Origin of the sequence: Streptomyces sp. SPB074 (genome assembly GCF_000154905.1) — a bacterium.
Taxonomy (GTDB): domain Bacteria; phylum Actinomycetota; class Actinomycetes; order Streptomycetales; family Streptomycetaceae; genus Streptomyces.
Map to the genome: position 1 here is coordinate 2,673,469 of NZ_GG770539.1, position 17,947 is coordinate 2,691,415.

Below are 17,947 nucleotides of genomic sequence, written 5' to 3' on the forward strand. Positions count from 1 at the left end.
CCGCCGCCCGGCCGCCCCCGGACCGGGGGCGGGGGGGGGCACCCCGAAGGACCGTGCGCCGCCGTCCCGGGCGCGGAGGGAGGAGACGCGGTGGGCCGGGCCTTCTCCGCCCGCGCCGCGCGCGCCCCTGCGTACGAGGGCCCAGGGCCCCGTCTACGACGGCCAGGGGTCCGCGGCACGGCGGTCCGGAACCTCTCCGCGCGACGGCGCTGACGTCCCGCCGACGGTGGCCCGGGTCTCCCCCGCACGGCGGCCCCGGCCCCCTCAGCGCGACGGCCCGGCCCGCTTCTGACGACGGTCCGGACGCCTCCGCCTCACAGCGTGTTCTTCGTCCTTCCGGGTGATGGCGCGGGCGGGCCGTGCCGCTCAGGCCGTCACCTCGCCCGTCCCCGGGGTGGCTTCGGCGGCGTGTGCGAAGCGTGCGGCGAGGGCCGCGATCTCGGCGCGCAGTTCCGCGCCGCCCTCCACCCGGAAGCCGAACGGGACCCGGGCGAGCCATTCGCGCGCGTACGCACCGGGGTTGCGGGTGCTCCCGACGAGCACGCAGGAACTCTCGCCGAGCGCTTCGAGCGCGCCCATGTGCGGCCGGAGCCAGGGCGCGACCTCGCCGAGCGGCGCGTCGAAGACGACGCGCGTGGCGAACTCCCAGCCGTGTCCCAGGTGTTCCTCCAGCGCGGTGACGGGATCGAGGCCGGACGGCGGCGTGAAGCGGCGGCCGGTGCCGCGCACGGTGCGGACCCGGTCGACGCGGTACGTGCGGACGGCGGCGGCCCGGTGCGAGTGGGCGAGGAGGTACCAGCGGCCGTGGCGCACCACGAGCGCCCACGGATCGATCTCGCTCTCCTCGTCCTCGCGGTAGCCGAGCCGGACGCGGTGGCGGGCGGCGACCGCCGCGGCGAGTTCGGCCGTGAGGACGGGATCGGGGCGGGTGACGTACGGGTCGGGCGCGGCGGCCGCGTGCGCCCCGAGCAGCGCGGCCTGGCGGCCGACCTCCGGCGGCAGCGCGCGCACGACCTTCCCGAGCGCCGTCGCGACCAGCTCGGGCCGCCCGCCGAGCACCGCCATCACGAGCCCCAGCGCCTCTTCCTGCGTGAACCGCACGGGCGCGAGCCGCGCGCCCCGCCCGAGCCGGTACCCGCCCCCGGGACCGGGCACGGACTCCACGGGCACCCCCGCCTCGCGCAGCATCCCCACGTAGCGGCGCACCGCCCGCTCGGTCACCCCGAGCCGCCCCGCCAGTTCCCCGGCCCCCGCCCCGGGCCGCTCCCACAGCAGGTCGAGCGTGCGCAGCGCGCGGGCGAGGGGCGTGAGGTCGGGGGCGGCCGGACGGGCGGGCATGGGGAGGAGCGTAGGGCAGGCGCGGAGGGCCGGAGCGGGTGGCCGGTGGGCGGACGGGGACGCTTTCCGCCCGGCCGGGAAACGCGGCGAGGAAACGCGGCGGGAAACGCGGCCGGGAAACGTCCGCATCTCCTTCTACGGTGAGGGCTCCCGGTCGCCAGGACCGGTCCTCCGGAAGGGGAATGGCATGGACGTGGTGCTCGTCGGTGGGCTGTGGCTCGACGGTTCGGCGTGGGAACGGGTGGTGCCCGCGCTGGCGGCGCGCGGACACCGGCCCGTGCCCGTGACGCTGCCCGGGCAGGGGGACGGCGACGGGACGGCCACCCTCGACGACCAGCTCGCCGCCGTGCTCGCCGCCGTGGACGCGGCGCCCGGCCCCGTCCTCGTCGCGGGGCACTCGGCCGCCTGCGGGCTCGCCTGGCTCGCCGCCGACCGGCGGCCCGGACGGGTCGCGCGGGTCGCCCTGATCGGCGGCGTCCCCGTCGCCGACGGCAAGACGTACGCCGACTTCTTCGAGGTACGGGACGGGGCGATGCCCTTCCCCGGCTGGGAGCCCTTCGCCGGGCCCGAGTCCGACGACCTCGGCGAGGAGGGCCGCCGCGCCCTGGAAGCGGCGGCCGTGCCCGTCCCCGAGGGGGTGGCACGCGGCACGGTCCGCCTCACGGACCCCCGCCGCTACGACGTCCCCGTGCTCCTGGTCTGCGCGGAGATCTCCCCCGAGCAGGCCCGCGCCTGGATCGCCGCCGGGGAGGCCCCGGAACTCCCCCTCGCCCGGCACCTCTCCTACGCCGACATCGACTCGGGCCACTGGCCGATGTTCACGCGACCGGAGGCGCTGGCCCACATCCTGGCGGACGCGGCGGACGAGACGGAGGCGGCGAAGGGAGCGGACGGGGCCGACGCGACCGGCTGAGGGCGGTCTCGGGCGCGCGGGGCGGGCGCTGGAGACCCCGGCCGGGGCAGACGGGAGCCCGGCCGGGGACCGTCCCGCCTCGGCCACCAGCCGAGGCCCCTCCCCCCGTGCGCCCACCCGTGACCCCGCACGAGCCGGGAGCCCTCACCCAGGCCGGAAGCACCCCGCTCAGGCCGCAAGCCCCGCTCAGGCCGGGAGCCCGCGCGGGCCCCCCGCCCGCCCCCTCACCCCTCCCGCGCCGCCTTGAGCGCCGCGACCACCCCTTCCCCGTACGTCGCCCGCTTCTTCTCGCCCACGCCGCTCACCCCGGTCAGTCCCTCGACCGAGTCGGGGCGGGCCGCGACGATGGCGCGCAGGGTCGCGTCGGTGAAGACGATGTAGGCCGGGACGGCCTGTTCGCGGGCCTGTTCGGCGCGCCAGGCGCGCAGCGCCTCGAAGAGCGGCACGTCGGCCTCGGGGAGGTCCACCGGCGGCTTCTTCGCGCCGCCGCGCCCCGAGGAGCCCGAGCCGCCGGAGGCGCGCGGCGCCTTCTTCGGCTCCTTGCGGAGCATCACCTGCCGCTCGCCGCGCAGCACCGCGCCCGCCTCCTCCGTGACGGACAGCGTGTTGTACTCGCCGCCCACCTCCAGGAGCCGCTGCGCGAGCAACTGCCGGACGATGCCCCGCCATTCGGTCTCGCTCAGGTCCTCGCCGACCCCGAAGACGGAGAGCTGGTCGTGGTCGAAGCGGATGACCTTCGCGGTGCGCCTGCCGAGCAGGATGTCGATGATCTGGCCCGTGCCGAAGCTCTGCCCGCGCTCGCGGCGCAGCCGGATCACGGTGGACAGGGCCTTCTGCGCGGGCACGGTGCCGTCGAAGGCGTCGGGGCTGCCGTGCAGGCAGTTGTCGCAGTTCCCGCACTTCTCGCCGGTCTGCTCCTGACCGAAGTAGGCGAGGAGCTGGGCGCGGCGGCAGCCCACCGTCTCGCAGAGGGCGAGCATCGCGTCGAGGTGCTGGCCCGCGCGGCGGCGGAACGCCTCGTCGCCCTCGCCGCCCTGGAGCATCTTCCGCTGCTGCACGACGTCCTGGATGCCGTACGCGAGCCACGCCGTGGACGGCTGCCCGTCGCGGCCCGCGCGGCCCGTCTCCTGGTAGTAGCCCTCGACGGACTTCGGCAGGTCCAGGTGGGCGACGAAGCGGACGTCCGGCTTGTCGATGCCCATGCCGAAGGCGATCGTCGCGACGACGACGAGCCCGTCCTCGCGCAGGAAGCGGGACTGGTGCTCGGCGCGCGTCCGGCCGTCGAGACCCGCGTGGTACGGGACGGCCTTGACGCCGTTGTCGTTGAGGAAGGCCGCGACGCGCTCGACGCTGTTGCGCGAGAGGCAGTACACGATGCCCGCGTCGCCCGGGTGCTCCTCGGTGAGGAAGCGGAGGAGCTGGCGGTTCGGGCTGTCCTTCGCGACGATCCGGTACTGGATGTTCGGGCGGTCGAAGCTCGCCTCGAAGTGCTTGGCCCGGTCCATGCCGAGCCGTTCGGTGATCTCCTGGTGCGTCGCCCGCGTCGCCGTCGCCGTCAGGGCGATGCGCGGGACCTCGGGCCAGCGCTCGCCGAGCACCGACAGGTTGAGGTAGTCGGGGCGGAAGTCGTGGCCCCACTGGGCGACGCAGTGGGCCTCGTCGATGGCGAAGAGGGAGACCGTGCCGCGCGCGAGGAGATCGAGGCTCGCGGGGACGCGGAGGCGTTCGGGGGCGAGGTAGAGGAGGTCGAGTTCGCCGGCCAAGAACTCCGCCTCGACCGTGCGGCGCTCGTCCAGGTCGAGCGTCGAGTTGATGAAGCCCGCGCGCACGCCCAGCGCGCGCAGGGCGTCCACCTGGTCCTGCATGAGCGCGATGAGCGGGGAGATCACGACGCCCGTGCCGGGGCGGGCGAGGGCGGGGATCTGGTAGCAGAGCGACTTGCCGCCGCCGGTCGGCATGAGGACGACGGCGTCGCCGCCGGAGACGACCTGCTCGATGATCGCCCGCTGCTCGCCGCGGAAGGAGTCGTAGCCGAAGACGCGCTTGAGGATCTCGGCGGGCTCCCCCTGCGCCTCGCGCGCGGCGCCGCCGGAGGGGCGCGCGGCCGGGACCGCGTCCTCCTCGAAGCTTTCGGGGGCGTTGTCCCAGCCGCCCCAGAGGTCGGGGTCGTCGAAGGCGGTCCCGCTCTCGGTCACGCCGCTCGCCTCGTCCATCTCTCACGTCCCGCTCGTCCGGTCGTTCCTGTCCCCGCAACCATAGGCACAACGGCGGACAGGTCGCGGAGGGTTATCCACAGGTGACACCGCGGGTATGACAAGCGGACCCCGGGGCGCGGCCCCGGGGTCCGCCGAGTTCTTACCTGACGAACACCCCCGCCGACCCCGCCAGGTCGAGGAAGTACTGCGGCGCCACCCCCAGCACCACCGTCACCACGACGCCGAGCGCGATCGCCGTCGTCGTCAGGACCGAGGGCACCGCGACCGCGGGGCCGTCCGGCTTCGGCTCGCTGAAGAACATCAGCACGATGACGCGGATGTAGAAGAACGCCGCGATCGCCGAGGAGAGCACGCCGACGATCACCAGCGGGATGGCGCCGCCCTCGGCCGCCGCCTTGAACACCGCGAACTTGCCCGCGAAACCGCTGGTCAGCGGGATACCTGCGAAGGCGAGGAGGAAGATCCCGAAGACCGCGGCCACGAGCGGGGACCTGCGGCCGAGGCCCGCCCACTTCGACAGGTGCGTGGCCTCGCCGCCCGCGTCGCGCACCAGCGTGACCACGGCGAAGGCGCCGATCGTCACGAAGGAGTAGCCGCCCAGGTAGAAGAGGACGGAGGAGACGCCGTCGGGGTTCGTCGCGATGACACCCGCGAGGATGAACCCGGCGTGCGCGACCGAGGAGTAGGCGAGCAGCCGCTTGATGTCGGTCTGCGTGATCGCGATGATCGCGCCGCCCAGCATCGTGACGATCGCCACGCCCCACATCACCGGGCGCCAGTCCCAGCGCAGCCCCGGCAGGACCACGTACAGGAGCCGCAGCAGCGCCCCGAAGGCCGCGACCTTCGTCGCCGCCGCCATGAAGCCGGTCACCGGCGTCGGGGCGCCCTGGTAGACGTCCGGGGTCCACATGTGGAAGGGGACCGCGCCGACCTTGAAGAGCAGGCCCATCACGATGAGCGCGCCGCCGATGAGGAGCAGCGCGTCGTTGCCCATCGTGTCGGCGAGCGCCGGGTTGATGGAGGTGAGGTCGCCCTCGACCACGCGCGCGATCGTCCCGTACGACATGGAGCCCGCGTAGCCGTAGACGAGCGCGATGCCGAAGAGGAGGAACGCGGAGGAGAAGGCGCCGAGGAGGAAGTACTTGACCGCCGCCTCCTGCGAGAGCAGCCGCTTGCGGCGCGCGAGGGCGCACAGCAGGTAGAGCGGCAGCGACAGGACCTCCAGGGCCACGAAGAGGGTCAGGAGGTCGTTCGCGGCCGGGAAGACGAGCATCCCGGCGAGCGCGAAGAGGGAGAGCGGGAAGACCTCCGTCGTCGTGAACCCGGCCTTCACGGCGGCCTGTTCGGACTCCGAGCCGGGCACGGCGGCGGCCTGCGCGGCGAAGGAGTCCACGGGCTTGCCGTGCGAGGCGGGGTCGAGCCTGTGCTCGGCGAAGGTGAAGACGGCGACGAGCCCGACGAGCAGGATCGTGCCCTGGAGGAAGAGCGCGGGCCCGTCCACGGCCAGCGCGCCCATCGCCGCGATGTGCGCCTTCGTCGTCCCGTAGCCCTGCGCGGCGAGGACGACGACGGCGGCGAAGGCGCCCGCCAGCGCGAGTACGGAGAGCAGGAGCTGGGTCGTGCGCCGGGCGCGGCGCGGGACGAACGCCTCGACGAGGATGCCGAGGATCGCCGCGCCGAGCACGACGAGCACAGGCGAGATCTGCGCGTACTCGATGTGCGGGGTGCTGATCTTGTCGACCGGCCCCGCCGCGCTCGTCCACGCTCCGGATGTCCACAGGCTGTGGACGGCCGTGGCTGTCATTTCCCTGCCTCCACGTGCGGTTGCGGGTCCTTCTCGTGTACGTCGGACATCGTCTGCTTGACCGCCGGGTTGATCACGTCGGTGACCGGCTTCGGGTACACGCCGAGGACGACGAGCAGCACGATCAGCGGTACGGCGACGACGAGTTCACGGGCGCGCAGGTCGCCCATCGCGGAGACCTCCGGCTTCACCGGCCCCGTCATGGTGCGCTGGTAGAGCACGAGCACGTACAGCGCGGCGAGGACGATGCCGAGGGTCGCGACGATGCCGAGCGCCTTGTGGCGTTCGAAGGTGCCGACGAGGACGAGGAACTCGCTGACGAACGGGGCGAGCCCGGGCAGCGAGAGCGTCGCGAGCCCGCCGATGAGGAACGTCCCCGCGAGGACGGGGGCGACCTTCTGCACCCCCCCGTAGTCGGAGATGAGCCGCGAGCCGCGCCGCGAGATGAGGAACCCGGCGACGAGCATCAGCGCGGCCGTCGAGATGCCGTGGTTGACCATGTAGAGCGTCGCGCCGGACTGGCCCTGCGAGGTCATCGCGAAGATGCCCAGGATGATGAAGCCGAAGTGCGACAGCGAGGCGTACGCGATGAGGCGCTTCATGTCGCGCTGGCCGACCGCGAGCAGCGCCCCGTAGAGGATGCTGATGACGGCCAGGACCAGGATCACCGGCGTCGCCCACTTGCTGGCCTCGGGGAAGAGCTGGAGGCAGAAGCGGAGCATCGCGAAGGTGCCGACCTTGTCGACCACCGCCGTGATGAGCACGGCGACCGGCGTGGACGCCTCGCCCATCGCGTTCGGCAGCCAGGTGTGGACGGGCCACAGCGGGGCCTTGACCGCGAAGGCGAAGAAGAAGCCGAGGAAGAGCCAGCGTTCCGTGGAGGTCGCCATCGACAGCGAGCCGTCCGCGCGCGCGTCCAGGATCTCGGTGAGCGAGAACGTGTGCGTGACGGTGTACAGGCCGATCACCGCGGCGAGCATGACGAGCCCGCCCGCGAGATTGTACAGGAGGAACTTCACCGCCGCGTACGAGCGCTGGGTCGCCTCCTCCTGCGCGTCGCGACCGCTCGCGCGGTCCCCGAAGCCCCCGATGAGGAAGTACATCGGGATGAGCATCGCTTCGAAGAACAGGTAGAAGAGGAAGACGTCGGTGGCCTCGAAGGAGAGCACCACCATCGCCTCGACAAGGAGGATCAGCGCGAAGAAGCCCTGCGTGGGGCGCCAGCGGCGGCTGTTGGTCTCCAGGCCGTCCGGCTCGTGCCAGCCGGCGAGCATGACGAACGGGACGAGCAGCGCGGTGAGCGCGAGCAGGACCGCGCCGATACCGTCCACGCCGAGTTCGTAGCGGACGCCGAAGTCGGCGATCCAGGCGTGCGACTCGGTGAGCTGGTACCGGCCGCCGTCGGGGTCGAAGCGGACGAGCACGGCGAGCGCGAGGGCGAGCGTGGCGAGCGAGAAGAGCAGCGCCAGCCACTTCGCCGCCGTGCGCCGGGCGGCCGGGACCGCGGCGGTGAGCACGGCGCCCACCGCGGGCACCGCGGCCGTCACGGTCAGCAGGGGGAAGGACATGTCACACCGCCCTCATGAGTAGGGTCGCGGCGATCAGCACCGCCGTACCTCCGAACATCGAGAAGGCGTAACTGCGGACCTTGCCGTTCTGCACCCGGCGCAGCCTCCCGGAGAGGCCGCCGAAACCGGCGGCGGTGCCGTTGACGACCCCGTCCACGAGGGAGTGGTCGACGTAGACGAGCGAGCGGGTGAGGTGCTCGCCGCCCGAGACGAGGACGACGTGGTTGAAGTCGTCCTGGAGCAGGTCGCGGCGGGCCGCCCGGGTGAGGAACGAGCCGCGCGGCGCGACGGCGGGCACGGGGCGCCTGCCGTACTGGAGCCAGGCGACGCCGACGCCGGCGAGGAGCAGCACGATCGTGACCCCCGTCACCGTCGCGGCGCTCACCGGCGCGTCGCCGTGGCTGTGGCGCGTGACCGGTTCGAGCCAGTGCAGGAAGCGGTCCCCGATCCCGAAGATCCCGCCCGCGAAGACCGAGCCGAGGGCGAGGACGATCATCGGGATCGTCATGGACTTCGGGGACTCGTGCGGGTGCGGCTCCTTGCCCTCCGCGTCGGGCTTCCAGCGCTTCTCGCCGAAGAACGTCATGAGCATCACGCGCGTCATGTAGTACGCGGTGAGCGCGGCGCCGAGCAGGGTCACCGCGCCGAGGATCCAGCCCTCGGTGCCGCCCTTCGCGAACGCCGCCTCGATGATCTTGTCCTTCGAGAAGAAGCCCGACAGCCCCGGGAAGCCGATGATCGCGAGGTAGCCGAGGCCGAAGGTGACGAAGGTGACCGGCATCTTCCGCCAGAGGCCCCCGTAGTGGCGCATGTTGACCTCGTCGTTCATGCCGTGCATGACCGAGCCGGCGCCGAGGAAGAGCCCGGCCTTGAAGAAGCCGTGCGTCACGAGGTGCATGATCGCGAAGACGTAGCCGATCGGGCCGAGCCCGGCGGCGAGGATCATGTACCCGATCTGCGACATCGTCGAGCCCGCGAGGGCCTTCTTGATGTCGTCCTTCGCGCAACCGACGATCGCCCCGAACAGGAGCGTGACGGCGCCGACGATCACGACGACGAGCTGCGCGTCCGGCGCCGCGTCGAAGATGTTCGCCGAGCGCACGATGAGGTACACGCCCGCGGTCACCATCGTCGCCGCGTGGATGAGCGCGGAGACCGGGGTCGGGCCCTCCATCGCGTCGCCCAGCCAGGACTGGAGCGGCACCTGCGCCGACTTGCCGCAGGCCGCGAGGAGCAGCATGAGAGCGATCCCGTTGAGCGTCGACTGGCTCACGCCCGCGTCGCCGGCCTTCGAGAAGACCTCGCCGAAGCCGAAGCCGCCGAAAGTCGTGAACATCAGCATGATGGCGATCGAGAGGCCGATGTCGCCGACGCGGTTGACGAGGAACGCCTTCTTCGCCGCCGTGGCCGCGCTCGGCCGGTCCTGCCAGAAGCCGATGAGGAGGTACGAGGCGAGCCCCACGCCTTCCCAGCCCGCGTACAGCAGGAGGTAGTTGTCCGCGAGGACGAGCAGCAGCATCGCCGCGAGGAACAGGTTGAGGTAGCCGAAGAAGCGGCGGCGGCGCGGGTCGTGCGCCATGTAGCCGATCGAGTAGACGTGGATGAGCGTGCCCACGCCGGTGATCAGGAGCACGAAGGTCATCGAGAGCTGGTCGAGGCCGAAGGCCACGTCCGCCTGGAACCTCTCGACCGGCACCCAGGTGAACAGGTGCTGGTGCAGGCCCCGTTGTTCCGCGTCCTTGCCGAGCATGTCCACGAAGAGGACGGCGCCGACGGCGAACGAGGCGAGGGCCAGAGCCGTGCCGAGCAGGTGCCCGGCCCGGTCGAGGAGACGGCCGCCGCACAGCAGCACGACCGCTCCGAGCAAGGGCGCCGCGATGAGCAGCGCGATCAGGTTGTCCACTGTCAACGACCCCTCAGAGCTTCATCAGGTCGGCGTCGTCGACCGAGGCGGAGTGCCGGGCCCGGAAGACCGACACGATGATCGCGAGCCCCACCACGACCTCGGCGGCGGCGACGACCATCGTGAAGAACGCGATGATCTGCCCGTCGAGGTTGCCGTGCATCCGGGAGAAGACGACGAACGCCAGGTTGCACGCGTTGAGCATGAGCTCGACGCACATGAACACGACGATCGCGTTGCGGCGCACGAGCACGCCCGTCGCGCCGATGGTGAAGAGGATCGCCGCGAGATACAGGTAGTAGACCGGGTTCACTTGGTCCTCTCCTCCTCACGCGTGCGGCCGAGACGTTCGGTCGAGCGCTGCTCCAGTGCCTTGAGGTCGGCGAGCGCCTCGCTCGACACGTCCCTGATCTGGCCGCGCTGCCGCAGCGTCGGGTTCACCGTCAGCTCGGACGGCGTGCCGTCCGGGAGCAGTCCGGGCACGTCCACCGCGTTGTGGCGGGCGTAGACGCCGGGGGCGGGCAGCGGCGGGAGGTGCTTGCCCTCGCGGACCCGCTTCTCCGCCATCTCGCGCTGGTTCAGGGCGCGTTCGGTGCGCTCGCGGTGCGTGAGCACCATCGCGCCGACCGTCGCGGTGATGAGCAGCGCGCCGGTGATCTCGAAGGCGAAGACGTACGTCGTGAAGATCTCCCGCGCCAGGCCCTGCACGTTCCCGCCCGCGTTGGCGCGCCCGGTGCCCTGGAACTGGCTGACCGAGGCGTTGCCGATACCGCCGACGAGGAGCGCGCCGAAGCCGAGGAAGCAGAGCACGGCGAGCCAGCGCTGCCCCTTGATCGTCTCCTTGAGCGAGTCGGCGGCGGTGACGCCGACGAGCATCACGACGAAGAGAAAGAGCATCATCACGGCGCCGGTGTAGACGACGATCTGCACGATGCCGAGGAAGTAGGCGCCGTTGGCGAGGTAGAAGACCGCGAGGACGATCATCGTGCCCGCGAGGCACAGCGCGCTGTGCACGGCCTTCGGCATGAGCACCGTGCACAGGGCGCCGATGACGGCGACGACGCCGAGGACCCAGAACTGGACGGCCTCGCCCGTGGACGTGTGGTAGGCGGCGAGCGTGTCGAGCTGACCGCTCGCGGCGAACCCGGCGATGCCGCTCATTCGGCCACCCCCCGGTCCATGGGGCTCGCCTCGTGCGGGGCGCCCGAGGAGACGGCCGCCGCCGTGTGCTCGACGGTGACCGGCTCCTCGTCGGTCTTCTCGCCCTTGGACGTGGCGACCTGCCGTACGGTCCCGGGCGCGGCCTCGGTGACGAGGCCCCGGTAGTAGTCGCCCTCGTCCATGCCGGGGAAGATCGCGTGCGGCGAGTCGACCATGCCCTCGGTGAGCCCGGCGAGGAGCTGGTCCTTGGTGTAGATCAGGTTCTCGCGCGTGGAGTCGGCGAGTTCGAACTCGCTCGTCATCGTGAGCGCCCGCGTCGGGCACGCCTCGATGCACAGCCCGCACAGGATGCAGCGGGCGTAGTTGATCTGGTAGACGCGGCCGTAGCGCTCGCCGGGCGAGTACCGCTCCTGCTCGGTGTTGTCGGCGCCCTCGACGTAGATCGCGTCGGCGGGGCAGGCCCAGGCGCACAGCTCGCAGCCGACGCACTTCTCCAGGCCGTCCGGGTGCCGGTTGAGCTGGTGACGGCCGTGGAACCGGGGGGCCGTGACCTTGGGCTGCTCCGGGTACTGCTCGGTGAGCCGCTTCTTGAACATGGCCTTGAAGGTCACGCCGAAGCCGGCCACCGGGTTCTGGAAGCCCGGGGCGACGGGGTGCTCGCCGCCCTCCGGTGCCTCCGCGCGCGCGGGTTCCGCGCCCGTGCGGGGGGCGAGTTCGCCGTCCCCGCCGCGGGAGAGACGCTTCTTGCGCTCAGCCATCGGACCCCTCCTTTCCTTCGCCATCCGTCTGCGGTCCGCCACTCGGGACCAGTTCGCGCTCCCCGCGCGGCCTGCGGCGCGGCACCGGCGGCAGGGTCTGCCCCGGCAGCGGCGGCACGGGGTAGCCGCCGGCCATCGGGTCGAAGGCGCCGTCCGCGCCCGCGCCCGGGCCCGCGTCGGGGTCCGGCTCCGGTTCGTCCGCGCCCCGGCCCCGGTCCCGGTACATGTCGACCAGGAAGGTGACGAGGAGGATCACCACGACGGCCGCCACGACCCACAGCAGGAGTTGCGCGTAGTCGTAGTTCTCGTTGCGCAGAACCCGCACGGTGGCGACGAGCATGAGCCACACCACCGAGACCGGGATGAGGACCTTCCAGCCCAGCTTCATCAGCTGGTCGTACCTGACGCGGGGCAGCGAGCCGCGCAGCCAGATGAAGAAGAAGAGCAGGAGCTGCACCTTCACGACGAGCCAGAGGATCGGCCACCAGCCGTGGTTGGCGCCCTCCCAGAAGGTGCTGATGGGCCAGGGGGCCCGCCAGCCGCCGAGGAAGAGCGTCGCGGCGACCGAGGAGACCGTCACCATGTTCACGTACTCGGCGAGCATGAACATCGCGAACTTGATGGACGAGTACTCGGTGTTGAAGCCGCCGACGAGGTCGCCCTCGGACTCCGGCATGTCGAAGGGCGCGCGGTTCGTCTCGCCGACCATCGTCACGATGTAGAGGAGGAAGGAGACGGGCAGCAGGACGATGTACCAGCGGCCGTTCTGCGCGTCCACGATCGCGGAGGTGGACATCGACCCGGAGTAGAGGAACACCGAGGCGAAGGCGGCGCCCATGGCGATCTCGTAGGAGATCATCTGCGCGCAGGAACGCAGACCGCCGAGCAGCGGGTACGTGGAGCCGGAGGACCAGCCCGCGAGGACGATGCCGTAGATCCCGACCGAGGCCGTCGCGAGGATGTACAGCATCGCGATCGGGAGGTCGGTGAGCTGCATCGCGGTGCGGTGGCCGAAGACGGAGATCTCGTTGCCCGCGGGGCCGAAGGGGATGACCGCGATCGCCATGAAGGCGGGGATCGCGGCGACGACGGGGGCGATGATGTAGACCGCCTTGTCGGCCCGCTTGACGAGCAGGTCCTCCTTGAGCATGAGCTTCGCGCCGTCCGCGAGGGACTGGAGCATCCCCCAGGGGCCGGTGCGGTTGGGGCCGATGCGGAGCTGCATCCAGCCGACGACCTTCCGCTCCCAGACGATCGCGAAGAGCACCGAGATCATCAGGAAGGCGAAGCAGAACACCGCCTTGATGGCCACGAGCCACCACGGGTCGGTCCCGAAGACGCTCAGGTCCTCGGCGGCGAGCGGGGTGAGCGGCAGGGCGCCTGCCGCCCCGGGCACGGGACTCATGCCGTCACCCCCGCCGCGAATCCGCAACGCGGTACCACGGGCACCTGACTCACGCGCGCACCTCCGGTGTGCTGACAGTTCACGAGGCGGCCGGTCCCGGCGCCGCCCGAGGGGTGGCGAGCGGTCACGACGTGGCCTCCGGTTCCGCGACGGGGGCGGGCCGCGCGGGCCCGATCCGTACGAGCGAGCCCACTGCGGCGCCGGTGTCGGCCGCGACGCCCCCGCCCGTCGAGTTGAGCGGCAGCCACACGACCCGGTCGGGCATCGCGGGGGTCACGACGAGCGGCAGCGCGGTGGTCCCGGCGGGCCCGGAGACCTCCAGGACCTCGCCCTCGGCGACGCCCGCCTCGATCGCGGTCGCGGCCGAGAGCCTGGCGACGGCGGCGTGCCGCGTCGCGGCGAGCGCCTGGTCGCCCTCCTGGAGCCGCCCCCGGTCCAGGAGGAGCCGGTGCCCGGCGAGCACGGCCTCCCCGGCGGCGGGCCGCGGCTGCGGTACGGGGGTGCCGGTGGGCCGGGCGTCGAAGCGGGCCCGGGGCGCGATCTCGGCGGCGCCGAACGCGTCGAGTTCGCGGCGCGCCGCGGCGAGGTCGGGCAGGCCGAGGTGGACGTCCATGGCGTCGGCGAGCGTCTGGAGGACGCGCGCGTCGCTCTGCGCGAGGCGCCTGGTCATCTGGTCGGGCTTGAGCGCGGCCTCGAACATCCGCGCCCGGCCCTCCCAGTTGAGGAAGGTGCCGGCCTTCTCGGCGACGGCGGCCACCGGGAGTACGACGTCGGCGCGGCGCGTCACCTCGCTGGGCCGCTGCTCCAGGCTCACGACGAACCCGGCGTGGTCCAGGGCCTCCCTGGCCAGCGCGGGCTGGGGCAGGTCGTCGAGTTCGACGCCCGCGACGAGCAGGGCGCCGATCTCGCCGTCCGCGGCGGCGCGCAGGATCTGCGCCGTGTCGCGCCCGTAGCGGGAGGGGAGTTCGGCCAGTCCCCAGGCGCGGGCGACCTCGTCGCGGGCGCGCGGGTCGGTCGCGGGGCGCCCGCCCGGGAGGAGCGAGGGCAGCGCCCCGGCCTCCAGGGCGCCGCGCTCCCCCGCCCGGCGCGGAATCCACACGAGGTCGGCGCCGGTGGCCGTCGCGGTGCGCACGGCGGCGGTGAGGGCGCCGGGGACGGTCGCGAGGCGTTCGCCGATGACGATCACGGAGCCCTCGGCGCGCAGCGCTTCGAGGGCCTCGCGGCCGAGGTCTTCGAGCCCCACGCCGCCCGCGAGCGCGTCGAGCCACTCGGTCTCGGTGCCGGGCGCGGCGGGCAGGAGCGTGCCGCCCGCCTTCGTCAGGCCGCGCGTGGCGTGCGTCGCGAGCGAGAAGACGCGCTGGCCGTGCTTGCGCCAGCCCTTGCGCAGCCGCAGGAAGACCCCGGGGGCCTCCTCCTCGGCCTCGATCCCGGCGAGCAGCACGGCGGGCGCCTCTTCGAGGAGGCGGTACGTGACGCCCGTGCCGTCGAGATCGGCCCCGCGCCCCGCGACGTGCGCGGCGAGGAAGTCGGCCTCCTCGGAGGTGTGCGCGCGGGCGCGGAAGTCGATGTCGTTGGTGCCGAGCGCGACGCGCGCGAACTTGCTGTAGGCGTAGGCGTCCTCGACGGTGAGCCGGCCCCCGGTGAGGACCCCGGCGCGTCCCCGCGCGCCCGCGAGCCCGGCGGCGGCGGCCTCCAGGGCCTCGGGCCAGGAGACGACGCGCAGTTCACCGCTCTCCGCGTCGCGCACGAGCGGGTGGGTGAGGCGGTCGGTCTGCTGCGCGTACCGGAAGCCGAAGCGGCCCTTGTCGCACAGCCATTCCTCGTTGACCTCGGGGTCGTTCGCGGCGAGCCGCCGCATGACCTTGCCGCGCCGGTGGTCGGTGCGGGTCGCGCAGCCGCCCGCGCAGTGCTCGCACACGCTGGGGCTGGAGGTGAGGTCGAAGGGCCGGGAGCGGAAGCGGTAGGCGGCGGAGGTGAGCGCGCCGACCGGGCAGATCTGGATGGTGTTGCCGGAGAAGTACGACTCGAACGGGTCGCCCTGGCCGGTGCCGACCTGCTGGAGCGCGCCGCGCTCGATCAGCTCGATCATCGGGTCCCCGGCGATCTGGTTCGAGAACCGCGTGCACCGCGCGCACAGCACGCACCGCTCGCGGTCCAGGAGGACCTGCGCGGAGATCGGCACGGGCTTCTCGTACGTGCGCTTCCTGCCCTCGAAGCGGGATTCGGCGTTGCCGTGCGAGAGCGCCTGGTTCTGGAGCGGGCATTCGCCGCCCTTGTCGCACACGGGGCAGTCGAGGGGGTGGTTGATCAGGAGCAGTTCCATCACGCCGTGCTGCGCCTTGGTGGCGACCGGCGAGGTGAGCTGCGTCTTGACGACCATGCCCTCGGTGCACGTGATGGTGCACGAGGCCATCGGCTTGCGCTGGCCCTCCACCTCCACGATGCACTGGCGGCAGGCCCCGGCGGGGTCGAGCAGCGGGTGGTCGCAGAAGCGGGGGATCTCGATGCCGAGTTCCTCGGCGGCGCGGATCACCAGCGTGCCCTTGGGCACGCTGATTTCGGCGCCGTCGATGGTCAGGGTGACCAGGTCCTCGGGCGGGGGCGCGGCGGGGGCGCCCGAAGCGGGCGCGCCGGTCGTCACGGTCATGCGGTCACCTCCAGGTGCGAATCACGCTTGTCCGCCCAGAGCGTGGACTTGGCGGGGTCGAAGGGGCAGCCCTTGCCGTCGAGGTGGGCCTCGTACTCCTCGCGGAAGTACTTGAGCGAGGAGGCGATCGGCGAGGCGGCGCCGTCGCCGAGGGCGCAGAAGGACTTGCCGTTGATGTTGTCGGCGATGTCGAGGAGCTTGTCGAGGTCGTCGGCGCGGCCCTTGCCGGCCTCGATGTCGCGGAGCAACTGCACGAGCCAGTAGGTGCCTTCGCGGCAGGGGGTGCACTTGCCGCAGGACTCGTGGGCGTAGAACTCGGTCCAGCGCGTCACGGCGCGCACGACGCACGTCGTCTCGTCGAAGCACTGGAGCGCCTTGGTGCCGAGCATGGACCCGGCGGCGCCGACGCCCTCGTAGTCGAGGGGGACGTCGAGGTGTTCCTCGGTGAACATCGGCGTGGAACTGCCGCCCGGGGTCCAGAACTTGAGGCGGTGCCCGGGGCGCATCCCGCCGCTGAGGTCGAGGAGCTGGCGCAGCGTGATGCCGAGCGGGGCCTCGTACTGGCCGGGGCTCGCGACGTGGCCGCTGAGGGAGTAGAGCGTGAAGCCGGGGGACTTCTCGCTGCCCATCGAGCGGAACCAGTCCTTGCCCCGGTTCAGGATCGCGGGAACCGAGGCGATGGACTCGACGTTGTTCACGACGGTGGGGCAGGCGTACAGGCCCTCGACGGCCGGGAAGGGCGGCCGGAGCCTGGGCTGTCCGCGCCGCCCTTCGAGGGAGTCGAGGAGCGCGGTCTCCTCGCCGCAGATGTAGGCGCCCGCGCCGGCGTGCACGGTCAGCTCCACATCGGTCCCGCTGCCGAGGATGTTCTCGCCGAGGTACCCGGCCGCGTACGCCTCGCGCACCGCCTCGTGCAGGCGCCGCAGCACGGGCACGACCTCACCGCGGAGGTAGATGAAGGCGTGCGAGGAGCGGATGGCGTAGCAGGCGATGACGATGCCCTCGATGAGGGCGTGCGGGTTGGCGAAGAGGAGCGGGATGTCCTTGCAGGTGCCGGGCTCCGACTCGTCCGCGTTGACGACGAGGTAGTGCGGCTTGCCGTCGCCCTGCGGGATGAACTGCCACTTCATCCCGGTCGGGAACCCGGCGCCGCCCCGGCCGCGCAGGCCCGCGTCCTTGACGTAGGCGATGAGGTCGTCCGGGCTCATCGCGAGTGCCTTCTTGAGGCCCTCGTAGCCGTCGTCGCAACGGCGGTAGGTGTCGAGCGTCCAGGACTCGGGCTGGTCCCAGGAGGCGGAGAGGACGGGGGCGAGGAAGTCGCCGGGGGTGGCGCTCCCCTTGCTCCCCGCGTCGCCCGCGTTGCCCGCGTCTTCGGCTGCCACGGTCATCACTCCCCCTCCTCTGCGGTGGGTCCCGCCGGGTGGGCGGGATCGGACGCCGAGGTCTCCTGCGGCGCGTCGTGCGAACTGGGGTGGGCGCTCGGCGACTGGCCGCCGGTGCCGTGCGCGGGCGCGTCGTCCTCGGGCTCCCCGCTCACCGGGCGGGGGTGGACGACGCGCGGCTGCGGGTTCTCGCCCTTGGCGTACCGCAGCCCGACGAGCGAGGCGGGTCCGGCGCCGCCGCTCGCGGCGACCGCGCCCTCGCGCTGGTCGGGGAAACCGGCGAGGATGCGCGCGGTCTCCTTGAAGGTGCACAGCGGCGCGCCCCGGGTCGGCTCGACCTCGCGCCCGGCGCGCAGTTCGTCCACGAGCCGGACGGCGGACTCGGGGGTCTGGTTGTCGAAGAACTCCCAGTTCACCATCACGACGGGCGCGAAGTCGCAGGCCGCGTTGCACTCGATGTGCTCCAGCGTGACCTTGCCGTCCTCGGTCGTCTCGTCGTTGCCGACGCCGAGGTGCTCCTGGAGCGTCTCGAAGATCGCGTCGCCGCCCATGACCGCGCACAGCGTGTTGGTGCAGACCCCGACCTGGTAGTCGCCGGAGGGCTTGCGCCGGTACATGGTGTAGAAGGTCGCGACCGCGTTCACCTCGGCGGTGGTCAGGCCCAGTTGCTGCGCGCAGAAGGCCATGCCGGTCCGCGTGACGTGCCCTTCCTCGGACTGCACGAGGTGGAGCAGCGGCAGCAGCGCCGAACGGGCCCCCGGATAGCGGGAGATGATCTCGGCCGCGTCCGCCTCCAGGCGCGTGCGGACCTCGGGCGGGTAGTCGGGCGCGGGGAGTTGCGGCATCCCCAGA

13 protein-coding genes are annotated in these 17,947 nt (G+C 72.5%); 1 reads left to right on the forward strand and 12 read right to left on the reverse strand.

The window, feature by feature from the left end:
- Window positions 1-366: 366 nt before the first annotated feature.
- Window positions 367-1,338 carry a helix-turn-helix transcriptional regulator gene (locus tag SSBG_RS10930; protein WP_008746213.1) on the reverse strand — a complete coding sequence of 324 codons (972 nt, stop codon included), beginning with the start codon at window positions 1,336-1,338 and terminating at the stop codon, window positions 367-369.
- 187 nt (window positions 1,339-1,525) lie between these two features.
- On the opposite strand from SSBG_RS10930, the gene SSBG_RS10935 reads away from it, so the two are divergent.
- A complete protein-coding gene (locus tag SSBG_RS10935) occupies window positions 1,526-2,251 on the forward strand; it encodes an alpha/beta fold hydrolase (RefSeq protein WP_008746214.1) in 726 nt (241 codons plus the stop codon).
- Window positions 2,252-2,475: 224 nt separating this feature from the next.
- Here SSBG_RS10935 and recQ read toward each other — a convergent pair whose 3' ends face one another.
- From recQ to nuoE, 11 genes are all read right to left on the reverse strand, one after another.
- Window positions 2,476-4,464 (reverse strand): DNA helicase RecQ, encoded by a 1,989-nt coding sequence (gene recQ / locus SSBG_RS10940; protein WP_008746215.1) that lies wholly within the window; start codon window positions 4,462-4,464, stop codon window positions 2,476-2,478.
- Window positions 4,465-4,606: 142 nt separating this feature from the next.
- On the reverse strand, window positions 4,607-6,271 hold the full coding sequence (gene nuoN / locus SSBG_RS10945; RefSeq protein ID WP_008746216.1) for an NADH-quinone oxidoreductase subunit NuoN: 1,665 nt from the start codon (window positions 6,269-6,271) through the stop codon (window positions 4,607-4,609).
- Window positions 6,268-7,839: an NADH-quinone oxidoreductase subunit M gene (locus SSBG_RS10950; RefSeq protein ID WP_008746217.1), complete on the reverse strand. Its 1,572-nt coding sequence runs from the start codon at window positions 7,837-7,839 to the stop codon at window positions 6,268-6,270. Before SSBG_RS10950 ends, nuoN begins: the two co-directional genes overlap by 4 nt.
- A 1-nt stretch (window position 7,840) precedes the next feature.
- Window positions 7,841-9,742 carry an NADH-quinone oxidoreductase subunit L gene (gene nuoL, locus SSBG_RS10955; RefSeq protein ID WP_008746218.1) on the reverse strand — a complete coding sequence of 634 codons (1,902 nt, stop codon included), beginning with the start codon at window positions 9,740-9,742 and terminating at the stop codon, window positions 7,841-7,843.
- Window positions 9,743-9,755: 13 nt separating this feature from the next.
- Window positions 9,756-10,055, reverse strand: a complete 300-nt coding sequence (gene nuoK, locus SSBG_RS10960) for an NADH-quinone oxidoreductase subunit NuoK (protein WP_008746219.1) — start codon at window positions 10,053-10,055, stop codon at window positions 9,756-9,758.
- Complete coding sequence (locus SSBG_RS10965) at window positions 10,052-10,903, reverse strand: NADH-quinone oxidoreductase subunit J (protein WP_008746220.1); 852 nt, start codon at window positions 10,901-10,903, stop codon at window positions 10,052-10,054. Before SSBG_RS10965 ends, nuoK begins: the two co-directional genes overlap by 4 nt.
- Window positions 10,900-11,661 (reverse strand): NADH-quinone oxidoreductase subunit NuoI, encoded by a 762-nt coding sequence (nuoI, locus tag SSBG_RS10970; protein WP_106429329.1) that lies wholly within the window; start codon window positions 11,659-11,661, stop codon window positions 10,900-10,902. The genes SSBG_RS10965 and nuoI overlap by 4 nt, the downstream gene beginning before the upstream one ends.
- Entirely contained in the window at window positions 11,654-13,066 is a 1,413-nt protein-coding gene (gene nuoH / locus SSBG_RS10975) for an NADH-quinone oxidoreductase subunit NuoH (protein WP_008746222.1), read from the reverse strand. Before nuoH ends, nuoI begins: the two co-directional genes overlap by 8 nt.
- Before the next feature lie 124 nt (window positions 13,067-13,190).
- Window positions 13,191-15,713 carry an NADH-quinone oxidoreductase subunit G gene (locus SSBG_RS10980; RefSeq protein ID WP_008746223.1) on the reverse strand — a complete coding sequence of 841 codons (2,523 nt, stop codon included), beginning with the start codon at window positions 15,711-15,713 and terminating at the stop codon, window positions 13,191-13,193.
- Window positions 15,710-17,101, reverse strand: coding sequence for an NADH-quinone oxidoreductase subunit NuoF (gene nuoF / locus SSBG_RS10985; RefSeq protein ID WP_037869463.1), 1,392 nt, complete (start codon window positions 17,099-17,101; stop codon window positions 15,710-15,712). Before nuoF ends, SSBG_RS10980 begins: the two co-directional genes overlap by 4 nt.
- Window positions 17,101-17,940 (reverse strand): NADH-quinone oxidoreductase subunit NuoE, encoded by an 840-nt coding sequence (gene nuoE, locus SSBG_RS10990; protein ID WP_050776887.1) that lies wholly within the window; start codon window positions 17,938-17,940, stop codon window positions 17,101-17,103. Before nuoE ends, nuoF begins: the two co-directional genes overlap by 1 nt.
- Window positions 17,941-17,947 lie beyond the last annotated feature (7 nt).